This is a genomic window from Propionivibrio sp. (assembly GCF_017995515.1).
Taxonomy (GTDB): Bacteria; Pseudomonadota; Gammaproteobacteria; order Burkholderiales; family Rhodocyclaceae; genus Propionivibrio.
Genome location: NZ_JAGOIT010000018.1, coordinates 1 through 21,238, shown reverse-complemented (window position 1 = coordinate 21,238; position 21,238 = coordinate 1). Strand labels below are relative to the sequence as shown.

The following is a 21,238-nucleotide window of genomic DNA, read 5'->3' as shown; positions in this document are numbered from 1 at the left end:
TTATCGATTAACGCCTGGATGATCATGGAAGCCGAACAACTCAATATCGTCACCAACCGACTCGTGGATCTCGCCCAGCGCGCCACCGAGTTGCGGAGGTATCTTTGACTACGATCAGAAATTCGATCAACTGAACGCCGTTTCGCGCGAACTCGAAGACCCGAAGGTCTGGGACAACGCCGAGCGCGCGCAGGAATTGAGCAAAGAGAAGAAGACGCTCGAGAACGTCGTCCTGACGCTCGATCGTGTAGCCGATAGCCTCAAGGATGCCGATGAGCTGTTTGCGATGGCGCGCGAGGAGAACGACGACGACACGCTGAATGCCGTTGCCGCCGACATCGACGAAATCGAGAAGGCCGTTGCCGCGCTTGAGTTCCGCCGCATGTTCAACAACCCGGCCGACCCGCTCAATTGCTTCATCGACATTCAGGCCGGCGCTGGCGGCACGGAAGCGCAGGACTGGGCCTCGATGCTGCTGCGCATGTACATCAAATACGGCGAACGCAAGGGCTACACCGTCGACGTGCTCGAAGAATCCGAAGGTGACGTCGCCGGCATCAAGACCGCAACGATCAAACTGACCGGCGAATACTGCTTCGGCATGCTGCGTTCGGAAACCGGCATCCATCGTCTGGTCCGAAAATCACCGTTCGACTCGAACGCCCGACGCCATACGAGCTTCTGTTCGGTCTTTGTCTATCCCGAGATTGACGATTCCTTCGAGATCGAGATCAATCCGGCCGACCTGCGCATCGACACCTACCGCGCCTCGGGGGCCGGTGGTCAGCACATCAACAAGACCGACTCGGCGGTGCGGATCACGCACAATCCGTCGGGGATCGTCGTGCAGTGCCAGAACGACCGTTCGCAGCACCGCAACCGCGCCGAGGCGATGGCCATGCTGAAATCGCGCCTGTACGAAGCCGAGTTGCGAAAACGCCAGGCCGAACAGCAAAAACTGGAAGACTCCAAGACCGACATCGGCTGGGGCCACCAGATTCGCTCATACGTTCTCGACCAGTCGCGCATCAAGGATCTACGTACCAACGTCGAGTGCGGCAACACGCAAAGCGTGCTCGACGGCGATCTCGACCAGTTCATCGAAGCCAGCCTGAAGCAAGGCGTTTAAGACCACCACACCACTCCATCGATTGAGATTGACCATGTCTGAACAGACCAACGCAAGCAACACCGCCGCCGAGCAGGACGAGAACCACATCATCGCCGAACGCCGCGCCAAGCTGGCCGAGTGGCGCGCCACAGGCAAAGCCTATCCGAACGATTTCGAGCGCGAAAACATCTCGGGCAAGATCATCGAAGTCTATGACTCGAAGTCGGCCGAGGAACTCGAAGCGAACCCGGTCGAGGTCAAGGTCGCCGGCCGCATCATGCTGAAGCGCGTGATGGGCAAGGCATCGTTCATCACCATTTCCGACGTCGGCGGCCGCATCCAGATTTACGTCGCCCGCGACAAGGTCGGCGAGGAAACCTACACGGCGTTCAAGCGCTGGGATATCGGCGACATCGTCGGCGTCGTCGGCGTCCTGTTCCGTACCAAGACCAACGAACTGACGGTGCAAGCCAATGAAATCCGCCTGCTGTCAAAGTCGCTGCGTCCGCTGCCCGAGAAGTTCCACGGGCTGACCGACCAGGAACAGAAGTACCGCATGCGCCACCTCGACCTCATCATGAACGAGCAGTCGCGCTTCACCTTCGTGGCGCGCAGCCGCATCGTCCAGTCGATCCGCAACTACATGAGCAACCACGGCTTCCTCGAAGTCGAAACGCCGATGATGCACCCGATCCCCGGCGGCGCCTCGGCCCGCCCGTTCGTGACGCACCACAACACGCTCGACATGGACCTCTACCTGCGCATCGCGCCGGAGCTTTACCTCAAGAAACTCGTTGTCGGCGGCTTCGAGAAGGTGTTCGAGCTCAACCGGAATTTCCGTAACGAGGGCATGAGCCCGCGCCACAACCCGGAATTCACGATGATGGAGTTCTACGAAGCCTACAGCGAGTACAACAAGCTGATGGACTTCACCGAAGGCCTGCTGCGCCACTCCGCGCGTGAAGCACTCGGCGCCGAGGTTTTCGAGTATCAGGGCCGCACGCTCGACCTCTCCAAGCCTTTCGCGCGGCTGACCATGGTCGAAGCGGTCATGAAGTACAAGCCGCAATACACGCTGGAGCAACTGACCGATGCCGACTGGCTGTGCCAGAAACTCACTTCGATGAAAGTCGAACTGAAGCCCGGCACCGGCATCGGCACGCTGCAACTCCTGATGTTCGAAGAAACCGTCGAGGCCGACCTCTGGGAACCGACCTTCATCGTCGACTACCCCGCCGAGATCAGCCCGCTCGCCCGCGCCAGCGACAGTAACCGCGACATCACGGAGCGCTTCGAGTTGTTCATCGTCGGCCGCGAAATTGCCAACGGCTTCTCCGAATTGAACGATCCGGAAGACCAGGCCGAGCGCTTCCTGTCGCAGGCCAAGGCCAAGGAAGCCGGTGACGAAGAAGCCATGTACTACGACGCCGACTTCATCCGCGCCCTCGAATACGGCCTGCCGCCGACCGGCGGCTGCGGCATCGGCATCGACCGCCTGGTCATGCTGCTCACCGATGCGCCCAACATCCGCGACGTAATCCTCTTCCCGCAGATGCGCCCTGAGTGATGTGCGCTAGCACATCACGAAGAAGTACTCTTGGGGTGCGCCCTGGATGAAGCATCGGAACCCGGCCTCGCGCCGGGGTTCCGCTTTTTGGCGGCCCTTCCTTCTACGATGTTTCGCTATTCACTTCGCCTACTCATTTCGAAAAAATCACGGCGCAGACGCAGGTAATCTTTACTAGAATCAGAACAACGCTTGTGTGTTGGTGCAGCAGGAATCAGCGCTCGAACCCTTGAGTTATTCCGTTGTGCGCCGTAGACACCCGGGGAACAAAGGCAGCAAACGATCGCTTGGACACCCACCGAGAGAGACGATATGAGCCTGATGCCGTTGATTTTCTTTGAACTGCTGGCAGACGCCAAACTCACCCCAATGGCAGCCAGACTACACGTCAGCAAAAGCGATTCGATCGGTTTGCTCCCGCTATGCGCGACCGAAGATTTTCAGGCCTTGACCAGCCGCTTTCCCAGCCTCATCGATGACGGTACCGAACAACGCTTTCCGGTCGAATTGAGCGAAGCGATGAACGCGAGCGGAATACAGATGGTTGCCGCTACCGCAATCCAGGCGGCTGAGCCAAACGGAAAACCGGCTATGCAGCCTGGAAAGCAATGGCTTTCAGGCGACTGGTATCTGGCGCAGCCCCCCAAGTCCACACCGACACAAGCTGCCTCACGCGCGCTCGCGCTCAAGCTGATGCAACTCGTCGCGACGGACGCAGATACCTGCGAGATCGAGGCCATATTCCGCCAGGAGCCGGTGCTCGCCTATCACCTCCTGCGCCTCGTCAATTCCCTTGGCGTGGGTGTCGGGCGGCATATTTCCAGCTTCTCGCAAGCCATCCTCATCCTTGGACGCCAGCAACTGAAGCGCTGGCTCAACCTGATGCTGTTCGCTGCGAGCCGCGACGATTATCGCTCGGCGATGCTGATCGCGCGTGTCGCCGTCCGCGCGCGCAGCATGGAGTTGCTGGCGAAGGCGGTCGGACTCGATCGATGGCATCAGGAGCAAGCGTTCATGGTCGGGATGTTCTCGCTGCTTGGCGTCCTCTTCGGCATGCCGCTCCCCGAAATTCTGACGCCCTTGAAGTTGAACGATCTGCTCGACGATGCCCTGCTCCGGCACGAGGGCGACATCGGTCACTTCCTGCAGTGCGTCGAAGCTTCCGAACGCCTCGACGAGACGCGCGTTCTCGCCTTGCTTCTCCAGATCGGCCTGACTGCTGACGACTGGAATCGGCTGACGCTCGAAGCGCACCTCTGGATGTTGGGCGCGATACACGATCAACAGGACAAGCGCCATGGCTGAATCTGGCGACGAACAACAACTGCGTCAGTGTCTTGACCTGTGCACCACTGCGCTGAGTCTAAGCGACACCGCGCGCTCGCACGTGCTTTCCGAACTCCGGCGCAGGCTCGCCTTGCTCGTCGAAAGCCCGGAGACCCTGGCGCCGACCGTCACCGCTCAGAAGTCGCAAGGCCACGAACAGGAGCCTGTGATCACGATGGACATGGCCGGCTACGTCACCGGCTGGAACCGTGGCGCGCAGCGCCTGTTCGGCTACCTGCCCGAAGAAGCGATCGGACAGCACATCCTGTTCCTCTACGCCGACGAACCCGGGCGACGCAACGGAGAGATCCACGAATTGTTCCTCGACTACGGCAGTCCGTTGATCGAGGTAAAACGGCGCAAGAAATCCGGCGAAACTTTCCGTGCCAACCTCGCGCTGACGCACATTCTAGACGAGAACAACGAGCCGGTCGGCATGGCCGCGCACCTCACGGAAATCGCGAACCGTCTATCCGAACAAGAGAAACATCGCCTGCACGCCCGCATCATCGAAGACAGCGACCAAGGCATCATGATTACCGACAACCAGGAGAAAATCGTCTCCGTAAACGCCGCATTCAGCCGGATCACCGGCTACTCGGCGACCGAAGCGATCGGCCAGACGCCCGACCTCCTGCGTTCGGGCGTGCACAGCGCCGATTTCCGTGAGCAGATGCGCGCCTCGATCCGCGGCGCCGGTGCCTGGCACGGCGAAATCATCGGTAAGAGAAAGAATGGCGAACTCTTCCCGCAGTCCGTCTCGATCGGTGTCGTGCGCGATGCCGACGATGCCATCACGCATGTCTTCTCGATCTTTTCCGACGCCAGCGTCCTGCGCGCGACCGAGGAACGCGTGCGCAATCTGGTCAATTACGATCACCTGACCGGCCTGCCCAACCGGGTTTTGTTCCATCAGCTCGTCGAACAGGCGCTGACCGCGGCCCGACGCAACAACGACCACGGTGCGGTGCTCGTGGTCAACGTCAATCGCTTTGCCGCTTTCAACGACACGCTGGGGCACGACGTCGGCGACGAATTGCTCAAACAGGTCGGACAACGCCTGCGCATGGCCTTGCGCGAGGAGGACATTCTGGCGCGTATCGGCGGCGACGAGTTTGTCGTCGCGCTGGTCAGCATCCAGAAGCGCGAACACAGCGGGCTGGTCGCCGACAAACTGCTCGACTCGCTGGCTCAGCCCTTCATCATCGAATCGCACGCGCTGCACATCAGTGCGCGAATCGGCATTTCGATTTATCCCGAGGACGGACAAAGCACCGCGGCGCTGCTGCGCTTTGCCGACGTCGCAATGAAACGCCGGCAAGGCAGCGGCGGTTCCGGCTATCTGCTCTACAGCCCGGAAATGAACGAACGCGCCAGGGAACAATGGCAGCTCGAAGCCGAATTGCGGCAAGCGCTGAAGAGCGATCAACTGCTCCTGCACTATCAACCCAAGGTCAGCCTGCGCAGCGGGAGGATCGTCGGCGCAGAGGCGCTTATCCGCTGGAATCACCCGGCGCAGGGCATGATTCCGCCCGACCGTTTCATTCCGCTCGCGGAAGAAACCGGCCTCATCTTTGAACTGGGCAGCTGGATACTCGAAGCGGCCTGCCGGCAGATCCGCGTCTGGCTCGACAACGGCCGAAGCATGCTTCCAATCGCCGTCAATCTCTCGGCCCGCCAGTTCGACGCGCAGTTGCCGGAACGCCTGCAAGCCGCGATCAAGCGGCACGACGTGCCTTGCGAGATGCTGATCCTCGAGATTACCGAGAGCCTGCTCGTGCGTGGGCCGGAATCCGTCATCCCGATCATGAACAAGCTCGTCGCCATGGGCTTCGCGCTCTCGCTGGACGACTTCGGCACCGGCTACTCAAGCCTCGCCTACCTGAAGAAATTCCCGATCACGACGTTGAAGATCGACCGCACCTTTGTCACCGGCATCCCGGAAGATACGAACGACTGCGCCATCGCACAGGCGATTGTCACCATGGGCAAGCAGCTGCGCCAGGAGATCGTGGCGGAAGGCGTCGAAACCGTCGAGCAGATGGGATTCCTGCGCGATCTGGGTTGTGATCAGCTTCAAGGGTATCTGTTCAGCCCGCCGGTTCCAGCCGCCGAATTCGAGCGCATGGTCAGGGAAGATCAACGGCTGGTTCAGACCTAAATCACCTTCGAATACCGCTTGTTCTCGTGGTCGGCGCGCAGGAAGCGATCAAAGGCCATCGAGATGGCGCGCACCAGCATGCGGCCCGGTGGCAGGACGACGATCCGCCGCGCTTCGATGCGCAGCAGACCACCCTCCTCCATCTCGCGCAGTGCCGCGAGTTCGGTCGCAAAGTAGCTCCGGAAATCGATGCCGTGCTTCGCTTCGACGGCGTCCATCGACAGCTCGAAGTGACACATCAGCGACTGGATGATCGCGCGGCGCAGGATGTCGTCGGCGTCGAGCTCGATGCCGCGGAAGACCGGCAGCACGCCCTTGTCGAGTGCATCGTAGTACTCGTCGAGCGTCTTCACGTTCTGGTAGTAGCCCGGTCCGACCTTGCTGATCGACGAGATGCCGAAGGACATCATGTCGCAGTCGGAATGCGTCGAGTAGCCCTGAAAGTTGCGGTGCAGGCGTCCTTCGCGCTGTGCAATTGCCAATTCGTCGCCGGGTTTGGCGAAGTGGTCCATGCCGATGAAGACGTAGCCGGCGTCGGTCAGCTTGCGGATGGCCAGTGCGAGAATCTGCAGGCGGTTGTCGGCCGTCGGCATGTCGGACTCGAGGATGCGTCGCTGCGGCTTGAACAGGCTGGGCAGATGCGCGTAGTTGTAGATCGACAGGCGATCCGGGCTCGCCGCAAGCACGCGATCGAGCGTGCGGTCGAAGCCTTCCACCGTCTGGCGCGGAAGGCCGTAGATCAGGTCGATGCTGACCGACTTGAAGCCGTTGGCGCGCGCCGCGTCGATCACGGCCATCGTCTCGGCCTCACTCTGGATGCGGTTGACCGCCTGCTGGACACGCTCGTCGAAGTCCTGCACGCCGACGCTCATGCGGTTGAAGCCGAGTTCGCCGAGCAATTCGACCGTCGCGTAGTCGACCTTGCGCGGATCGACCTCGATCGAATACTCGCCGTCATCGACGAGGCGGAAGTGCTTGCGCGTCGACGCCATCAACTGGCGCATTTCGTCGTGCGAGAGGAAGGTCGGCGTACCGCCTCCCCAGTGCAGCTGCTCGACGACGTTATCGCCTTCTGCGAGGAAACTGTTTTGCAGCGCCAGCTCGCGCGCCAGGTATTTCAGGTACTTGGCCGAGCGGCCGTGATCCTTGGTGATGATCTTGTTGCAGGCGCAGTAGTAGCAGATCGTGTTGCAGAACGGGATGTGGAAGTACAACGAAAGCGCCTGCCGCGACGCACCGCGGGTTCTCTCCGCGAGCCAGTGTTCGGCGTTTTCGGCGCCGACCTTGTCGGCAAAGCGGTCGGCCGTCGGATAAGACGTGTAGCGCGGCCCGTTGATGTCGAAGCGACGGATGATCTGAGGGTCAAAAACCAGCGTGTCGGTAAAGGTGTTCATGGTTTCCATGTGTATCGGTCTTGGTGCGCACCACGTATTGCACAGAGGCAGGAGTTTTCCGGCTCGCCGGCACGCTGTCAATCCAAAGTCATTGCAACGCCCCCGGCGACAGCGCGCTGGCCGGAACAACCTTTCGCACGCCGGCCGGAAAGACAAACTCGCCCGAGGGCAGCAGATCAACGCCGTTCGCCTGCCCGGGAATCCGAACTGAACCGCGCAACGGCGAACTGCTCCCCAGCCGCGCCGGGGCGCCGCCGTAGCCCAGCATCTCGCGCCGCTCCGCGGTGGCGTTCCCTTCGAACCGCCCATAGGCCGGTTTGTTCAGGTTGCCGTAGCCGATGGTCAGGTTGTTGATCACCCAGACTTCAAGGCCGCCCGGAAACTTCTCCGTCCAGAGCTTGAGAAAATCGCCCGACGGGTAATCATTGATCAGCGTGTTGTGCGCCAGGTAAAGCGCATTGTCCGGCCACCGCGGCCCTTCGGCGCCATACGAAACGATGTCCGGATTCTCCGTTTCTGCCGACTGCCCGATAACGTTGCCAACGACGTAAGCCAAGCCGCCGTTCGGGAATTCGAGTTCGTAGGACGCGCTGCCGTTGTCGCCATCCACGAGAAAGTTGTAGCGCACGTGGTTTTCCCGCGCGCGCGACTTGACGAGATGCCCGAGGTAGCCGCGCTCAAAACGACTGCCAATGAGTTCGAAACGCGCGATGGCGCCAACGTAAAGGAGATGATGCAGGTCACCGGCGGTTTCGGGTGCCGCGCCGAACTCGCTATCGCTCACGGTGAGCGTCATGTCCGGCAAATTGGCCGTCAGGATGCCCATCTCGTTGTCGAAGAAAGCGCAGCGATGAACGACGAGCTGGCCGCGCTCGAAACGGATGCCCGCACCGTTGAACTCGCCGACGCGCGCGCCGCGAAACTCGATGTTCTCGATGCGCACGTTGTCGCCGCGCACGACCCAGATCGCCTTGCCTTCGGCGCTCTTGCCGTCGGCGAGCATCACCGGACGCTTGTCCGAGCCGCGAATCGTCAGGTTGTTCTGCGTCCATACGACCGGCTGGCCCCGGTAGTCGCCAGAACGGATCTCGATAACCTCCCCGTCCTTTGCCAGCTTTGCCGCCTCGCTGATGCTCGTGATCTTTTCCTGCGGGCCGACAATCATCGAGGCGGCTTTGAGCGCAGCGCCCGGGAGCTCTGCCGACTCAATGGACATCAACCGACCATCCGGGCCGCGCCGGATCTCCCCTTTGTAGATGGATGAATCGGGCAGTCGCTCGTCGACCGCAGCGAGCGACGAGAGCGATGAGAGCGACGTAAGGAACAAGGCAAGGAGGACGGTTTTAACCACAGCGGCTCCAATCGAAACCGGATCGATACGCGGCCCGAGAAAATGCGCGTCAGGCGAATCCAGCCAGCGGACTGCGATGCAGGGCGACCGACACAATGTAGGCGAAAACCAGCAGCGCCACCACAAAAAACACGCCGCGGATGGACTTCGTCCGCCCGCGCTTGAGCGCCATCGTGCCACAGAGAATGTAGGCGACGAGCCCGATCACCTTGGCCGAAAGCCAGCTCTGCGCCAGCGGATACTGGCCGCTGATCGTCGCCAGCGCGATCGCACTCCCGAGCAGGCCGGTATCGACAACATGCGGAAAGATTTTCACCCAGCGCTGGTTCAGCCTGGGCGAATCGAGAAGCATCCAGATACCGCGCAGGACGAAACCGCAGCCGCTGGCGATGACGCAGCCCACATGCAAGTTCTTGAGCAGAAGGTAATCCACCGAAACTCCCGATCAGGCCGCCGCAATCTTGCGCAGGTGCGCGCGATAAACGGCCACGCCCGACCACAGATTGCGCAGCAGCCAGACGTTGGCAACGATCAAACCAACACCGGCCGGATAGACAAACCACGTCGGCCAGCAGGCCGCAGCAAGAACGAGCGCACAGGCAGCGAAATGTGCCCGTACCTGACGATCCATCGCCTGCTCGGCAATGATCTTCTTCATGTTCGGCACCAGAACACGGCGCGCGCCGGCATTTTGCAGGTGCAGCCAGATGAGGAAAGGAACAATCTTGTAGAGCATGCCGACGATGACCGTCATGAAGCCGCCGAACAGCACGAGAACGCCGCAGAGCAGCGGCCAGCCCATCCACTCACCGAACGCCGGCAGCAACATCGCCAGCAGCCAGACTGCGCACGCCGCGAGGGCACAAAGCATTGCGATGCGCCAGCAGTGCTGATTGGCGTCAAAGCGGGCGCGCTTGCTGGCACGCTGGAGCTGCAGTGTAATTGCCGCAAAGCTGGCGATAACGGCCACGACCGCCACACCGAGTATGAAGCGCGCGACTCCCAGCTCAAGATACTCGACGACTGACCAGGCACCGGCCATCGTCAGCGCGACGTACGAGAACCGTCGCTCGAACCCGCCCGGATACGCCGGCGTGATCTGGAACATCGGCACCACCACGTAGGCAACGGCCGCAAGCAGGATCAGGCCCCAGCCGACGAATCCCCAAACGAGATGAATGTCCGCCAACGGCAACAACGGCAGCCCAAGCGACCAGCCAAGCGATGTGGTCAGCGCAACGCCGATGCCGACGGCAACGCCCAAGCCGACCAGCGCGTGCTTCAAGCCCCGGATCGACGCGCTGGTCGCCGGAATGCCGCGCAGCGCAATGAACGCCGCGAAAAGGAATAACACCGTACCCGCACCAAGAACGATGGCTGCACCCTTGAACCAGCGCTCGTCGAACGTAAGAAAAGCCGCACCGAGCAGCAGCGCGCCGATGTTCAGCGCCCCATGCACGACTGCGGCAAGGCGCATGGGTTGCCGCAGATTGGCCCCCGCGACGACGGGAAGAATCTGGATCAGTGCGCCGAGCATCACCTGCAACATGAAACCGACGGTGATCAGGTGCGTCACGGCGAGCACATCTGGTGTCCAGCGCGACGCGAGCGCATCCGGCCCGCCCCAGAGCAGCAGTACGCCGGCGAGGATGGCGAACACCGGGGCGGTCAAGAAGAAGCGGAAAGGCGCCGCGATCGGCGGCGACTGGTCGTAAGAAAGCAGGGCCTGCATTACCACTCAAGGCCGGACGCAATGCCCGGTTGCAAAGGGAAAATCATCGTCAAAACAACAACCGCCTAACCGACCGCCTTGTGCCAGATCAGGATCTCCACGGAGCCGTCGTCCTTGCGCTCCGTTTGCCAGGCATAGCCGTTGAGCTCCAGCGCCCGGTAAAGCGGATGCGGCTCGCGGCCGAGGATGAGCATGACCTTCTGCCCCAGCGTGATCGCGTCGAGCGCATCCATCGCCTGCACGAAAGGTTCGGGCGGCTCCAGATTGCGGCCATCGACAACGCGGGCGACGCCGTCGCGTGTTGCGGGCATGGATTCCGACTTATCGGGCATTCAGGTTCTTTTTCAGCGTCGGCAGAATTTCATCGATCCGGTCGTTCAAGTGTTGGTCGCACATCGGATAGAGGATGTTCTCTTCCTTCATGTTGTGCTGTTGCGCCATGATCAGCAGCGTCTCGGCGTAGCCAGAGTAATCGTCTGCATCGCGTGCACCGAGAGAGACCTCGGCCGCCGCGAGGAGTTCGCGCATCTGGCGATGTTCGCTACGCATCACCTGCGTCGGCCCCATCGTCATTCCCGTCCGTGCCTCGAATTCCGGAAAGAGCGTACCCTCCTCGAGGTCGAAATGATTCAGCATCGCTGCGCAGAAACGTGCGAACGCAGCATCGGCCTTTTCCCACTCGCCCGCTGCCACCGCCTGCTCGACCACGGCGAACAGATCATCACACAGGCGATGGTCATCGGTCAGCAACTCCCGGATCGTTTCCATAAGCACCTCAATCGGCTTGTTTATTGATGGCGGGAATTGTCTGCCGATTGACGCCGATCCGTATTGACCGAAATCAAAACGATGCAATGTCATCGCTTGGTCCGATGCCGAAGCGATTGTCCTTCGCATGATTTTGGCTATATTGGGAACAGGCTCTCCACAAAAGAAAGGCGTCATCATGTTCAAGCACATCCTTGTTCCGACAGATGGTTCCCCGTTCTCGCAGGACACCTGCCGCCGCGCCGTCTCCTTCGCCAAGGAGGCCGGGGCGAAGATCACGGCGTTCTATGCCAAGCCGGAATATCCGGTCACCTACTACGGCGAGGGTGCGTTGATCGACTCGACGACGCCCGAGCAGTTCGCCGAACTGGCCGAGACACAGGCCAAGGAAATCCTGGGGTTCGTCGAACAGCTCTGCCGCGACGCCGATGTCGAATGCGCGACGATATCGCTCACCAACGACATCGTTTACGAAGGCATCATCGAGGCAGCGACAACCGCAGGTTGCGACCTGATCTTCATGGCCTCGCACGGACGACGCGGGCTGACCAGCCTCTTGCTCGGCAGCGAAACCCACAAGGTGCTCACGCACACCAAGATCCCGGTGCTGATCTACCGCTGAGTCAACCTTTGACGCTCAGGCGCCCGCTGCCGTGGGCGCCTTGCGTACCAGTCGCGGCTCTTCGAAGAGCGACGCGATTTCGACCCGGCCGATGTCCGGGCTGTCCGGCACCACGTAGAGCACCGGCGTCATCAATTCCTCGAAAATCCCGCGCAGGCTGCGGGCGCCGGTCTTGTATTCGATGGCAATCTCGGCGATCTGTTCGAAGACGCGCGGTGCGATAGCCAGTTCGACGCCTTCGGCGCGAAAAATCTCGACGTACTGCCGATAGATCGAGTTCTTCGGCACGCTCATGATCCGGACCAGCATCGACTTGTCGAGATCCTGGAAGCGCGCAACGATCGGCAGACGCCCGGTGAACTCTGGAATCAGGCCAAATTCGAAGAGATCGGTCGGCTTCACGCGCTTGTTCAAGCGATCGAGAATATTTCGGTCATCGCTGTCGGTGGTCGAAATAAAACCGAAGCCGTGTGTCTTGGACATGATGTTCTCCAGCCCGACAAACGCGCCGCCGCAGATGAAGAGCACGTTGCTCGTATCGAGGTACTGGCCGTCCTTCAGCTTGACCGGTGACCCTTCCATGATCTTCAACAGCGCGTGCTGCACGCTTTCGCCGGAGAGCACACGCGCCTCGGCCCTGGTCGCCTTCAACTTGTCGATTTCGTCGATGAAAACGATGCCGAGCGCCGCCTTGCGCAGATCGCCATTCGCCTTGTCGACCAAGCGCTGCAGGATGGCCTCGATTTCCTCGTTCACGTACTTCGTCTGCGCCAGCGAGGTCGCATCGGCGGTCACGAACGGCACACCGAGCATGTGCGAGAGCGTTTCACACAGGAGCGTCTTACCCGTTCCGGAGGAGCCGATCAGCAGCACGTTGCTCTTGGCGATCGTGCCGCTCTTCTGCAGCACGGTGGAAATCTTGCGGTAGTGCGAATAGACCGCGACGGCGACGGTCTTCTTCGCTTCATCCTGGCCGATCACGTACTGGTCGAGGTATCTGACGATGCGGCTGGGCGTGGTTTCCTTGGTCAGCATGGGTATTCCAGCGTTGGCGATTTGGCAAGGCGCCATGGTAATCCGAATTGCCGCAAATTCTCGTAAAGGCGCCCTGCCCGGCGCTTCTGGGCTATCCTTGCGGTATTCCCCGGTATCGATTCCACGGAGCGTCTTCTCATGTTCGAATGGTGGCACTGGATGGTTCTCGGGCTGTGCCTGTCGATGGCCGAACTGCTCGTCCCAGCCTTCTTCATCGTGTGGTTCGGCATCGGCGCGCTCGGCGTCGGCATCGTGCTGCTCTTTGCCCCCGCGCTTTCGCTGGCGACGCAGCTGCTCTTGTGGGCGGGACTATCGACGGTGCTCGTCGCCGTCTGGTTCAGACATTTCCGGCCGCGCACCATGACTTCGGTCGGCACATCGGCGGCATCGGTCGCTGGCGAGGTCGGCCTGTTGGTCAGCGACATCACGCCCGAGATCCGCGGCCACGTGCGCTTCCAGAAGCCGATTCTCGGCTCGGACGTCTGGGAGTGTTATGCCGAGACAGCGATCAAGGCCGGCGCGCGAGTGAGTATCGTCACCGTCGAAGGCAATTTCATCAAAGTGAAGGAGACGAAGTAATGGGCATGACAATCACCTCCCTGGTATTCCTCGCGTTCGTCCTCATCACGATCGCCAAAGGCGTACGCATCGTCCCGCAGGGCGAGGAATGGATCGTCCAGCGCCTGGGCAAGTACCGCGTGACGCTGCTACCCGGCCTGCGCTTCATCATCCCCTACTTCGACACCGTCTCCTACAAGGTAACGACCAAGGACATCATCCTCGACGTGCAGGAACAGGAAGTCATCACGCGCGACAACGCGGTGATCGTCGTCAACGCCATCGCCTTCATCAAGGTCACCGATCCGGTCAAGGCTGTCTACGGCGTCGAGGACTATTCCGAGGCCATCCGCAACATGATCATGACGACGCTGCGTTCGATCGTCGGCGAAATGGAGCTTGACCACGCCCTTTCGCAACGCGACATGATCAAGGCCCGCCTGAAAGCCGGCGTCGCCGACGAAGCATTGGACTGGGGCCTGACCGTGAAATCGGTCGAAATCCAGGACATCAAGCCGTCCGAATCGATGCAGCGCGCGATGGAACTGCAGGCGGCGGCCGAACGCGAGCGGAAGGCGATGGTCACCAAGGCGGAAGGCGAAAAGCAGTCGATGATCCTCTCGGCGGAAGCGCGGCTGGAATCGGCGCGGCGCGACGCCGCAGCGCAGGTCATGCTGGCCGAAGCCTCCTCGCAGGCGATCACCAAGGTCACCGCGTCGTTTGGCGACAACGAGTTGCCGATGCTCTACCTGCTCGGCGAGAAGTACATCACCAGCATGACCAAGCTCGCCGAGTCGCCGAACGCCAAGATGGTGCTGCTACCGGCCGACCTGCAAGGCACACTGCGCGGTCTCTTCCAGAAGGTCCCGAAAGCCTGATTGGCCGTGACAACTACAGAGACACAGAGACGCAGAGGTTGCACACAGAAAAACATCGGTCTCAAAGGTTTTCTCTGCGAAAGCTCTGCGCCTCTATGTCTCTGCGGTGGTCTTTTGATTGATTACAGACTCCGAGTTTCGCTTGCCTGACAGAAATCTGCTGTTGCGCGGCTACCTCGCCGCATTCTTTACGCTCGTCACCTGGACCGGCTTTTCCCTCGTCTCGCGCGTCGGCGGCAAGAGCCCGCTGACGCCCTACGACATCATCGCGCTGCGCCTGATAACCGCATCACTCGTCCTGCTGCCGATCGCCTGGCGCAAGCTGCCAGCGGGCGCATGGTGCGATGGGCGGTTGTGGATTCTGTCGCTGCTCGGCAACCTCATTTACTGCCTGCTCGTCTATCGCGGCTTCAAATACGCGCCGGCGGCGCACGGCGCCATCCTGCTCTCCGGCCTGCAGCCTTTCCTGATCAGCGCCGTCGCGTGGCTGATCGTCGGCACGCGCCCGTCGCGCAAACGACTCATCGGGCTCTTCTTCATCGCCGCAGGCATCGGCTGCGCGGCCACGCCCTACTTCTCCGACGGATCGCCCGACGCGCTGCTCGGCGACTTCCTCATCCTGGTGGGTTCGATCTGCTGGGCGGTGTACAGCGTGCTGGCGACGCGCTGGGGCTATTCCCCGTGGACGCTCACCTGCGCCGTCGCGCTTGGTTCCGCCGTACTGTACCTGCCTGCCTACGCCCTCTGGCTGCCGAAACGACTGGTGGCGGCACCGCTGTCGATGATCGTGCTGCAATGCGCGTTTCAGGGTATCGTCGCGACGGTGCTTTCGATGCTCGCCTACCTGAAAGCCATCTCCCTGCTCGGCACCGAACGCGCCGCCGCCTTCCTCGCCCTCGTACCCATCGTCACCGGCATCGTTGCCGTACCACTGCTCGGCGAGCCGCTGACCGGGTGGCTGTTGAGCGGACTTGTCTTCGTCTCACTCGGTTCGTTCATCGCTTCGCGCTATGGGAATACAGCTTCTAAGCGGTGACACACCTCACAGGGGCGCCCATTATCCAAAACCGTGGTCTGTCCCGAATGGCGCGTTACGAATGGCGCGTTAAAAAGACGGCGGCCGCAGCCGTCGCGAAGACTTGTCTGAGGAAAAGCATGTCGAAATTGCCACGGCGCCATGAGGGCGCCGCGCCGGCCTGATTGTCGGCAACGGGCGAGGCCCTGCCCATGATGCACATCAACGATTCCTGATGCGCTTCACACCTGCGTCTGCGTCACCGCCTTGCGGAAGCGCAGCAGCGCCACCGTGAAGAAGCAGGCGCCGACGCCGATCATGGCCAGCAGGTCGCGCCAGATCACGTCCAGGCCGGCGCCCCGGTAGAGGATGGCCTGGGCCAGGCGCACGAAGTAAGTCGTCGGGGCGGCCAGCATGAGGTTCTGTACCAGCGGCGGCATGCTCTCGCGCGGCGAAACGCCGCCGGAAAGCATCAGCAGCGGGATGATGCAGAGGATGACGAGCAGCCCGAACTGCGGCATCGAGCGCGCCAGCGTGCCGAGGAAGATGCCGATCGACGCCGCCGCGAACAGGTAGCAGGCCGCTGCCGCCAGGAACAACGGCAGCGAGCCGGCAATCGGCACTTTCAGCACCTGCTGCACCATCACCAGCAATGCAAAGGTGACGCCCGCCAGAACCGCCAGCCCGTTGGCCCAGATCTTGGCCATCATGATCTCGAACGGGGTCAGCGGCATCACCAGCAGATGCTCGATGGTGCCGTGCTCGCGCTCGCGGATGAAGGCGGCGCCGACCAGGATGATGGTCAGCATGGTGACGTTGTTGATGACCTCCATGACGCCGCCGAACCAGACGCCGATCAGGTTGGGGTTGAAGCGCACGCGGGTGGTCAGCTTGATCGGCGTGGCGGCGCTGTCGCGGGTGCCGGTCAGGTATTCATTCACTTCGCCGAGGGCGATGCTCTTGATGTAGGTGGCGCCGATGAAGGCCTGGCTCATGATCGTCGCGTCGATATTGAGCTGGACATCGGGCGCGCGGCCCTTCTCCACATCGCGCTGAAAATTGGGCGGAATCACCAACGTGAAGTTGTAGCGGCCCGAATCCATGCCCTGATCGAGTTCGCTCAGCGTCGTCTGCTGCGGTGGACGGAAATACGGCGGGTAAAACGCACCGACGATGCGCCGCGAGAGCGGCGACTGGTCTTCGTCGACCACCGCGATCGGCGCATTGCGCAGCTCCTGCGAAGCGCCGGTCGCCGCCGTGTAGATGGCGCCGGAAAAGGCCCAGCAGATGAGGATCAGCAGCACCTTGTCGGCCCCCAGGCTTTTCAGCTCCTTGAGGCCGAGGCGGTAGATGTTGGACAGCGTGGCAAGACGCATGGCTATTTCTCTTGCTTGCGCAACAGCGCCACCGAGGCCAGCGTCAGCACCGGGATGAATGCAGCCAGCGCGACGAACTGCGGAATCAGGTCGGCAAAGCCGAGCGCCTTGGTAAACACGCCGCGACTGATGACCAGAAAATAGCTGGCCGGGAAGAACTGGCCGATCCAGTAGCTCGCCCCTTCCAGCGCCGCGACCGGCGTCGTCAGCCCGGAAAAGCTCACCGTCGGCAGGATGGTCAGGATCGCCGTGCCGCACAGCGCGGCGATCTGCGTGCTGGTGAAGGTCGATATCAGCAGGCCGAAGCCGGTGGTAGCGATGACGTACAGAAAAACCCCGAAACTCAGCGCCAGCAGGCTGCCCTTGATCGGCACGTGGAACATGAGCTGCGACTGGATGACCAGCAGCACGAAGCTGATGAGCGCCACGATGATGTACGGCAACTGCTTGCCGAGCAGGAATTCGAGGCGCGTCACCGGCGTCACGTAGAGGTTGGTGATCGAGCCGAGTTCCTTCTCGCGCACGACGCCGAGCGCCATCAGGATGGCCGGGATGAAGATCAGCAGGATCGGGATCACCGCCGGCACCATCGCGTAGATGCTCTTGAAATCCTGGTTGTAACGATAGCGGGAAACGATATTGACCGGGTAGGCGGTGTCGACGCCGGTCGCCTCGCGAACGATCTGCTGCACGTATTGCAGGTGCATGCCCTGCAGGTAGCCGCGCACGGTTTCGCCGCGATAGGGCATGGCGCCGTCGATCCAGACGCCGATTTCCGGCCAGTGGCCGCGCCGCAGATCGCGGCCGAAATCGGCGGGGATGTCGATGGCCAGCGCCAGTTCGCCGTTTTTCATGCGCCGGTCGAGATCGGCATCCTCGAGGATAGCCGGCTGCTCGATGAAATAACGCGAGCCGGCGATGTTCTGGATGTAGGCGCGGCTTTCCGGCGACTGGTCGCGGTCGAGCGCGGCGAAGCGCAGGCCTTCGACATCGAGCGAAATGCCGAAACCGAGCACGAACATCAGCAGCACCGAGCCGAGCAAGGCGAAGGCCAGGCGGATCGGGTCGCGGCGCAATTCCAGCGTCTCTCGGTAGGCGTAGCCGAGCAGGCGGCGCGGACTGAAGGCGCTCGGGCCAATTTTTTGGCTGTTACGGTCGACCGTGGTTTTTGCCTGTTTTTCAGGATCGACCGCAACAGGCGCGCCGGTAATGCCGGTAGCTTCCTCCAGATAGCCGATGAAGGCCGCCTCCAGCGTCGGCTGGCCGCGCGCCGCGCAGAGGCCGGCGGGCGTGTCGCTGGCCAGCACCTTGCCGGCGTGCATCAGCGAAATGCGGTCGCAACGCTCGGCCTCGTTCATGAAGTGCGTGGAGATGAAAATGGTGACGCCCTGCCCGCGCGACAGTTCGACCAGCAGCGCCCAGAATTCGTCGCGCGCCACCGGGTCGACGCCGGAGGTCGGCTCGTCGAGAATCAGCAGTTTCGGCGCATGCACCACCGCCACGGCCAGCGACAGGCGCTGGCGAATGCCGAGCGGCAGGTCGGCCGCCGCCTTGTCGGCATGCGGTTCCAGCCCGAAGCGCTGCATCAGTTCGGCGATGCGCGGCGCGCGCCGGTCATCCGGCAGGTGGAAGAGCCGCGCATGCAGGTCGAGGTTCTCGCGCACCGTCAGTTCGCCGTAAAGCGAGAAGGATTGCGACATGTAGCCGACCTGCCTGCGCGTGTCGAGATCGCGTGCATCGACGGTCTTGCCGAACAGCTTCGCCGCGCCCTCGGTGGGCGGCAAGAGGCCGGTCAGCATCTTCATCGTCGTCGTCTTGCCGCAGCCGTTGGAACCGAGGAAGCCGAAGATTTCGCCGCGCTCGATCCGGAAGCTGACGCGGTCGACCGCGGTGAAATTGCCAAAACGCTGCGACAGCCCGTCGGCCTCGATGGCGTAAACGCCGCCGTCGCCGACGCGCGGCGGAATCACCAGTTCGTGGTGCGCCCGCCGGCGTTCCTCGGGCAACAGGCGGATGAAGGCGCCGTCCAGCGTCGCCTGCCCGGTCTGCGCCCGCAATTCGGCCGGCGTGCCGGTGCCGATCGCCCGGCCGCCGTCCATCGCCACCAGCCAGTCGAAGCGCTCCGCCTCCTCCATGTAGGCGGTCGCCACCAGCACGCTCATGCCCGGCCGGCGGGCGCGGATGCTGTCGATCAGATCCCAGAACTGACGGCGCGATAGCGGATCGACGCCGGTCGTCGGCTCGTCGAGGATCAGCAGGTCGGGATCGTGGATCAGCGCGCAACACAGGCCGAGCTTCTGCTTCATGCCGCCCGAGAGCTTGGCCGCCGGGCGGTCACGAAACGGCGTGAGGCCGGTGCTGGCCAGCAATTCGGCGATGCGCTGCTCGCGTTCGCGCCGGCCCTGCCCGAACAGGCGGCCGAAGAAATCGACGTTCTCGAACACCGACAGCGTCGGGTACAGATTCCTGCCCAGTCCCTGCGGCATGTAGGCGATGCGCGGCTGCACGGCCGCGCGGAAATGGCGGTCGCCGATGTCGCCGCCGAGCACCTCGATCTTGCCCGTCTGGAACTGCCGCGCCCCCGATACCAGCGCCAGCAGGGACGACTTGCCGACGCCGTCGGGGCCGATCAGCCCAACCATGCAGCCGGCCGGCAAGGCGAGATCGACCGCCTCCAGCGCCGTCACCGCCCCATAACGGTGGCTGACGCCGGCAAGACGGGCGACCGGCGGGCGGTCCATGGCCGATTACTTTCCGTCGATCTGCAGGTTGGCCGGCCACGCCGCATCGGCATCGAGGCGCACGATGGCGACACCCGGGAGGCCACCCTTGACCAGGTCGCGGTGCGCCGCCAGCCAGGCCGGGTCGGGCTTGACCTTGAGGCGGAACATCAGCTTTTCGCGCTCGGTGCGCGTTTCGACTTCACGCGGCGTGAATTGCGCCTTCGCCGCCACAAAGACGACGGTGGCGGGAATCGGCTGCCCCGGCATGGCATCGAGCACGATGCGCGCCTCACTGTTCAGCGCCACCTGCCCCGCCTTGTCGGTCGGCAGGTAGATGGTCATGTACATGTCGGACAGATCGAGCAGCGTCAGTGCCTTGCCGCCCGCCGCCAGCACCTCGCCGGGCTCGGCCAGGCGGTACAGCACGCGGCCGGAAATCGGCGCCTTCAGCGAAGTGTCGTTCAACGTCGCTTGCAGGCTTTCCACCTTCGCCACGGCCGCCGCAGCCGCCGCTTCGGCCTCGGCCACCCGACTCTGCGCCTGATCCATGCCGGCCAGCGCGCCTTCCATGCCGGTCTGGTCGGTATCCAGCTTGTTCCGGCTGATGAAGCCCTTGTCGACCAGACTCTGCGAACGCTTCAGCGTCTTGCCGGCCAGTGCCACATCGCTGCGCGACTTGCGCTCGCCGGCGCGCGCCTCGTCCACCGCCTTCCGCGCTTGCGTCACCGCCGCCTCGGCCGCGCGCAACTGGGCGCGCAAGTCGTCGGCTTCGAGCCGCGCCAGCACCGCCCCCGCCTCGAGCATGTCACCCTCGCGCGGCAGGAGTTCGCTCAGACGGCCGGCAATCTTCGTCGCGACATCGACCTCGGTGGCCTCGAGGCGACCGTTGCCCGAAGAAAACCCGCTGGGCAGGCCGGCGTTTCGATGCTGCATGAAGTAGAAGATCGCGGCCGCACCGAGCAGCGCGAAGAGCAGGAAAATGACGATTTTGACGAGGGGTGCGCGGTCCATGAAACACCTGTCGTTTTACTGACCACATGGTCATTAGAAGAACCCAGTATACCCCATCCCGTTACCTGATTAGCAACAATCGTCAGCCAGGCTCATGTAGTGAGCCTGGTGGGGGCACACGTCGTTGGTGCCGCAAACAGAGTGTGTAGCACTGCATGCACAGCAACCGGCTGTTTTGCACCACTTTGGTTCGCCAACAGCCATCGCATTAAAAATTACTACATAAAAACAATACACTACTAGCTGGCACATTTCTCGCTGATAACGCACCACTTATTCTCTCAGCGAGCTTGAGCCATGAAGTCTGCGGAGTTCTACAACGAAATGCAGGACGCCAGTGGTGGTATCCGGTCGCACTACGACGCTTACTACCGCTGGCTGAACGAGATGCCGCCGGGCAAGATCAATGCGAAGCGGGCAGAGGCCGATGCGCTGTTTCACCGGGTTGGGATCACCTTCGCTGTTTATGGCGAAGAAGGCGGTTCCGAGCGCCTGATTCCGTTCGATATCATTCCGCGCATCATCCCGGCCAGCGAGTGGGAGTTTCTTTCGCGCGGGCTGCGTCAGCGGGTCCAGGCCTTGAACGCCTTTGTCCGCGACATCTATCACG

19 protein-coding genes are annotated in these 21,238 nt (G+C 62.1%); 9 read left to right on the top strand and 10 right to left on the bottom strand.

The genetic code is table 11. From position 1 onward, the window contains the following. Positions 1 to 24: 24 nt before the first annotated feature. The 4 genes from prfB (at position 25) to KBA32_RS04765 (ending at position 6,165) form a co-directional block, all read left to right on the top strand. A protein-coding gene (gene prfB, locus KBA32_RS04780; RefSeq protein WP_294356021.1) for a peptide chain release factor 2 occupies positions 25 to 1,129 on the top strand; the annotation gives its coding sequence in 2 pieces (ribosomal slippage) (positions 25 to 105 and positions 107 to 1,129; 1,104 coding nt in all). Positions 1,130 to 1,163: 34 nt separating this feature from the next. Further along, entirely contained in the window at positions 1,164 to 2,678 is a 1,515-nt protein-coding gene (gene lysS / locus KBA32_RS04775) for a lysine--tRNA ligase (RefSeq protein WP_294356019.1), read from the top strand. A gap of 591 nt (positions 2,679 to 3,269) precedes the next feature. After that, positions 3,270 to 3,983, top strand: a complete 714-nt coding sequence (locus KBA32_RS04770; RefSeq protein WP_294356018.1) for an EAL and HDOD domain-containing protein — start codon at positions 3,270 to 3,272, stop codon at positions 3,981 to 3,983. Beyond that, positions 3,976 to 6,165 (top strand): EAL domain-containing protein, encoded by a 2,190-nt coding sequence (locus tag KBA32_RS04765; RefSeq protein WP_294356015.1) that lies wholly within the window; start codon positions 3,976 to 3,978, stop codon positions 6,163 to 6,165. The genes KBA32_RS04770 and KBA32_RS04765 overlap by 8 nt, the downstream gene beginning before the upstream one ends. Here the strand turns inward: KBA32_RS04765 and hemN are convergent. The 6 genes from hemN to KBA32_RS04735 all read right to left on the bottom strand — a co-directional run bounded on the left by hemN (position 6,162) and on the right by KBA32_RS04735 (position 11,590). Next, positions 6,162 to 7,559, bottom strand: a complete 1,398-nt coding sequence (gene hemN / locus KBA32_RS04760) for an oxygen-independent coproporphyrinogen III oxidase (protein ID WP_294356061.1) — start codon at positions 7,557 to 7,559, stop codon at positions 6,162 to 6,164. The two genes, KBA32_RS04765 and hemN, sit on opposite strands and share 4 nt — an antisense overlap. Before the next feature lie 88 nt (positions 7,560 to 7,647). Then, the gene (locus KBA32_RS04755) at positions 7,648 to 8,910 is read right to left on the bottom strand and encodes a hypothetical protein (protein WP_294356013.1); all 1,263 of its coding nucleotides are present in this window, start codon (positions 8,908 to 8,910) and stop codon (positions 7,648 to 7,650) included. 49 nt (positions 8,911 to 8,959) lie between these two features. Then, positions 8,960 to 9,343, bottom strand: a complete 384-nt coding sequence (locus tag KBA32_RS04750; protein ID WP_294356011.1) for a SirB2 family protein — start codon at positions 9,341 to 9,343, stop codon at positions 8,960 to 8,962. Between the two features lie 12 nt (positions 9,344 to 9,355). Further along, entirely contained in the window at positions 9,356 to 10,642 is a 1,287-nt protein-coding gene (locus KBA32_RS04745) for a hypothetical protein (RefSeq protein WP_294356008.1), read from the bottom strand. A 65-nt stretch (positions 10,643 to 10,707) separates the two neighbouring features. Continuing rightward, positions 10,708 to 10,974 carry a DUF2249 domain-containing protein gene (locus KBA32_RS04740; RefSeq protein ID WP_294356006.1) on the bottom strand — a complete coding sequence of 89 codons (267 nt, stop codon included), beginning with the start codon at positions 10,972 to 10,974 and terminating at the stop codon, positions 10,708 to 10,710. Further along, positions 10,964 to 11,590, bottom strand: coding sequence for a hemerythrin domain-containing protein (locus tag KBA32_RS04735; protein ID WP_294356004.1), 627 nt, complete (start codon positions 11,588 to 11,590; stop codon positions 10,964 to 10,966). The genes KBA32_RS04740 and KBA32_RS04735 overlap by 11 nt, the downstream gene beginning before the upstream one ends. Here KBA32_RS04735 and KBA32_RS04730 point away from each other — a divergent pair. Continuing rightward, complete coding sequence (locus KBA32_RS04730; protein WP_294356003.1) at positions 11,589 to 12,032, top strand: universal stress protein; 444 nt, start codon at positions 11,589 to 11,591, stop codon at positions 12,030 to 12,032. The two genes, KBA32_RS04735 and KBA32_RS04730, sit on opposite strands and share 2 nt — an antisense overlap. Before the next feature lie 15 nt (positions 12,033 to 12,047). On the opposite strand, the gene KBA32_RS04725 is transcribed toward KBA32_RS04730, so the two are convergent. Next, positions 12,048 to 13,067: an AAA family ATPase gene (locus tag KBA32_RS04725; protein ID WP_294356000.1), complete on the bottom strand. Its 1,020-nt coding sequence runs from the start codon at positions 13,065 to 13,067 to the stop codon at positions 12,048 to 12,050. Positions 13,068 to 13,205: 138 nt separating this feature from the next. On the opposite strand from KBA32_RS04725, the gene KBA32_RS04720 reads away from it, so the two are divergent. The 3 genes from KBA32_RS04720 to KBA32_RS04710 all read left to right on the top strand — a co-directional run bounded on the left by KBA32_RS04720 (position 13,206) and on the right by KBA32_RS04710 (position 15,539). Then, the gene (locus KBA32_RS04720) at positions 13,206 to 13,646 is read left to right on the top strand and encodes an NfeD family protein (RefSeq protein ID WP_294355998.1); all 441 of its coding nucleotides are present in this window, start codon (positions 13,206 to 13,208) and stop codon (positions 13,644 to 13,646) included. Continuing rightward, positions 13,646 to 14,503 (top strand): SPFH domain-containing protein, encoded by an 858-nt coding sequence (locus KBA32_RS04715; RefSeq protein WP_294355996.1) that lies wholly within the window; start codon positions 13,646 to 13,648, stop codon positions 14,501 to 14,503. Before KBA32_RS04720 ends, KBA32_RS04715 begins: the two co-directional genes overlap by 1 nt. A gap of 142 nt (positions 14,504 to 14,645) precedes the next feature. After that, complete coding sequence (locus tag KBA32_RS04710; protein ID WP_294355994.1) at positions 14,646 to 15,539, top strand: DMT family transporter; 894 nt, start codon at positions 14,646 to 14,648, stop codon at positions 15,537 to 15,539. Positions 15,540 to 15,760: 221 nt separating this feature from the next. On the opposite strand, the gene KBA32_RS04705 is transcribed toward KBA32_RS04710, so the two are convergent. Genes KBA32_RS04705 through KBA32_RS04695 form a run of 3 tightly spaced genes read right to left on the bottom strand, consistent with a single transcriptional unit; the run spans position 15,761 to position 20,628 of the window. Continuing rightward, positions 15,761 to 16,894, bottom strand: a complete 1,134-nt coding sequence (locus KBA32_RS04705; protein WP_294355992.1) for an ABC transporter permease — start codon at positions 16,892 to 16,894, stop codon at positions 15,761 to 15,763. 2 nt (positions 16,895 to 16,896) lie between these two features. Next, entirely contained in the window at positions 16,897 to 19,635 is a 2,739-nt protein-coding gene (rbbA, locus tag KBA32_RS04700) for a ribosome-associated ATPase/putative transporter RbbA (protein WP_294355990.1), read from the bottom strand. A gap of 6 nt (positions 19,636 to 19,641) precedes the next feature. After that, a complete protein-coding gene (locus KBA32_RS04695; RefSeq protein ID WP_294355988.1) occupies positions 19,642 to 20,628 on the bottom strand; it encodes an efflux RND transporter periplasmic adaptor subunit in 987 nt (328 codons plus the stop codon). Between the two features lie 324 nt (positions 20,629 to 20,952). Between KBA32_RS04695 and KBA32_RS04690 the strand changes: the two genes are divergently transcribed. Beyond that, positions 20,953 to 21,238 (top strand): circularly permuted type 2 ATP-grasp protein (locus KBA32_RS04690; RefSeq protein ID WP_294355986.1); only part of this gene is annotated, 286 nt, incomplete at its 3' end.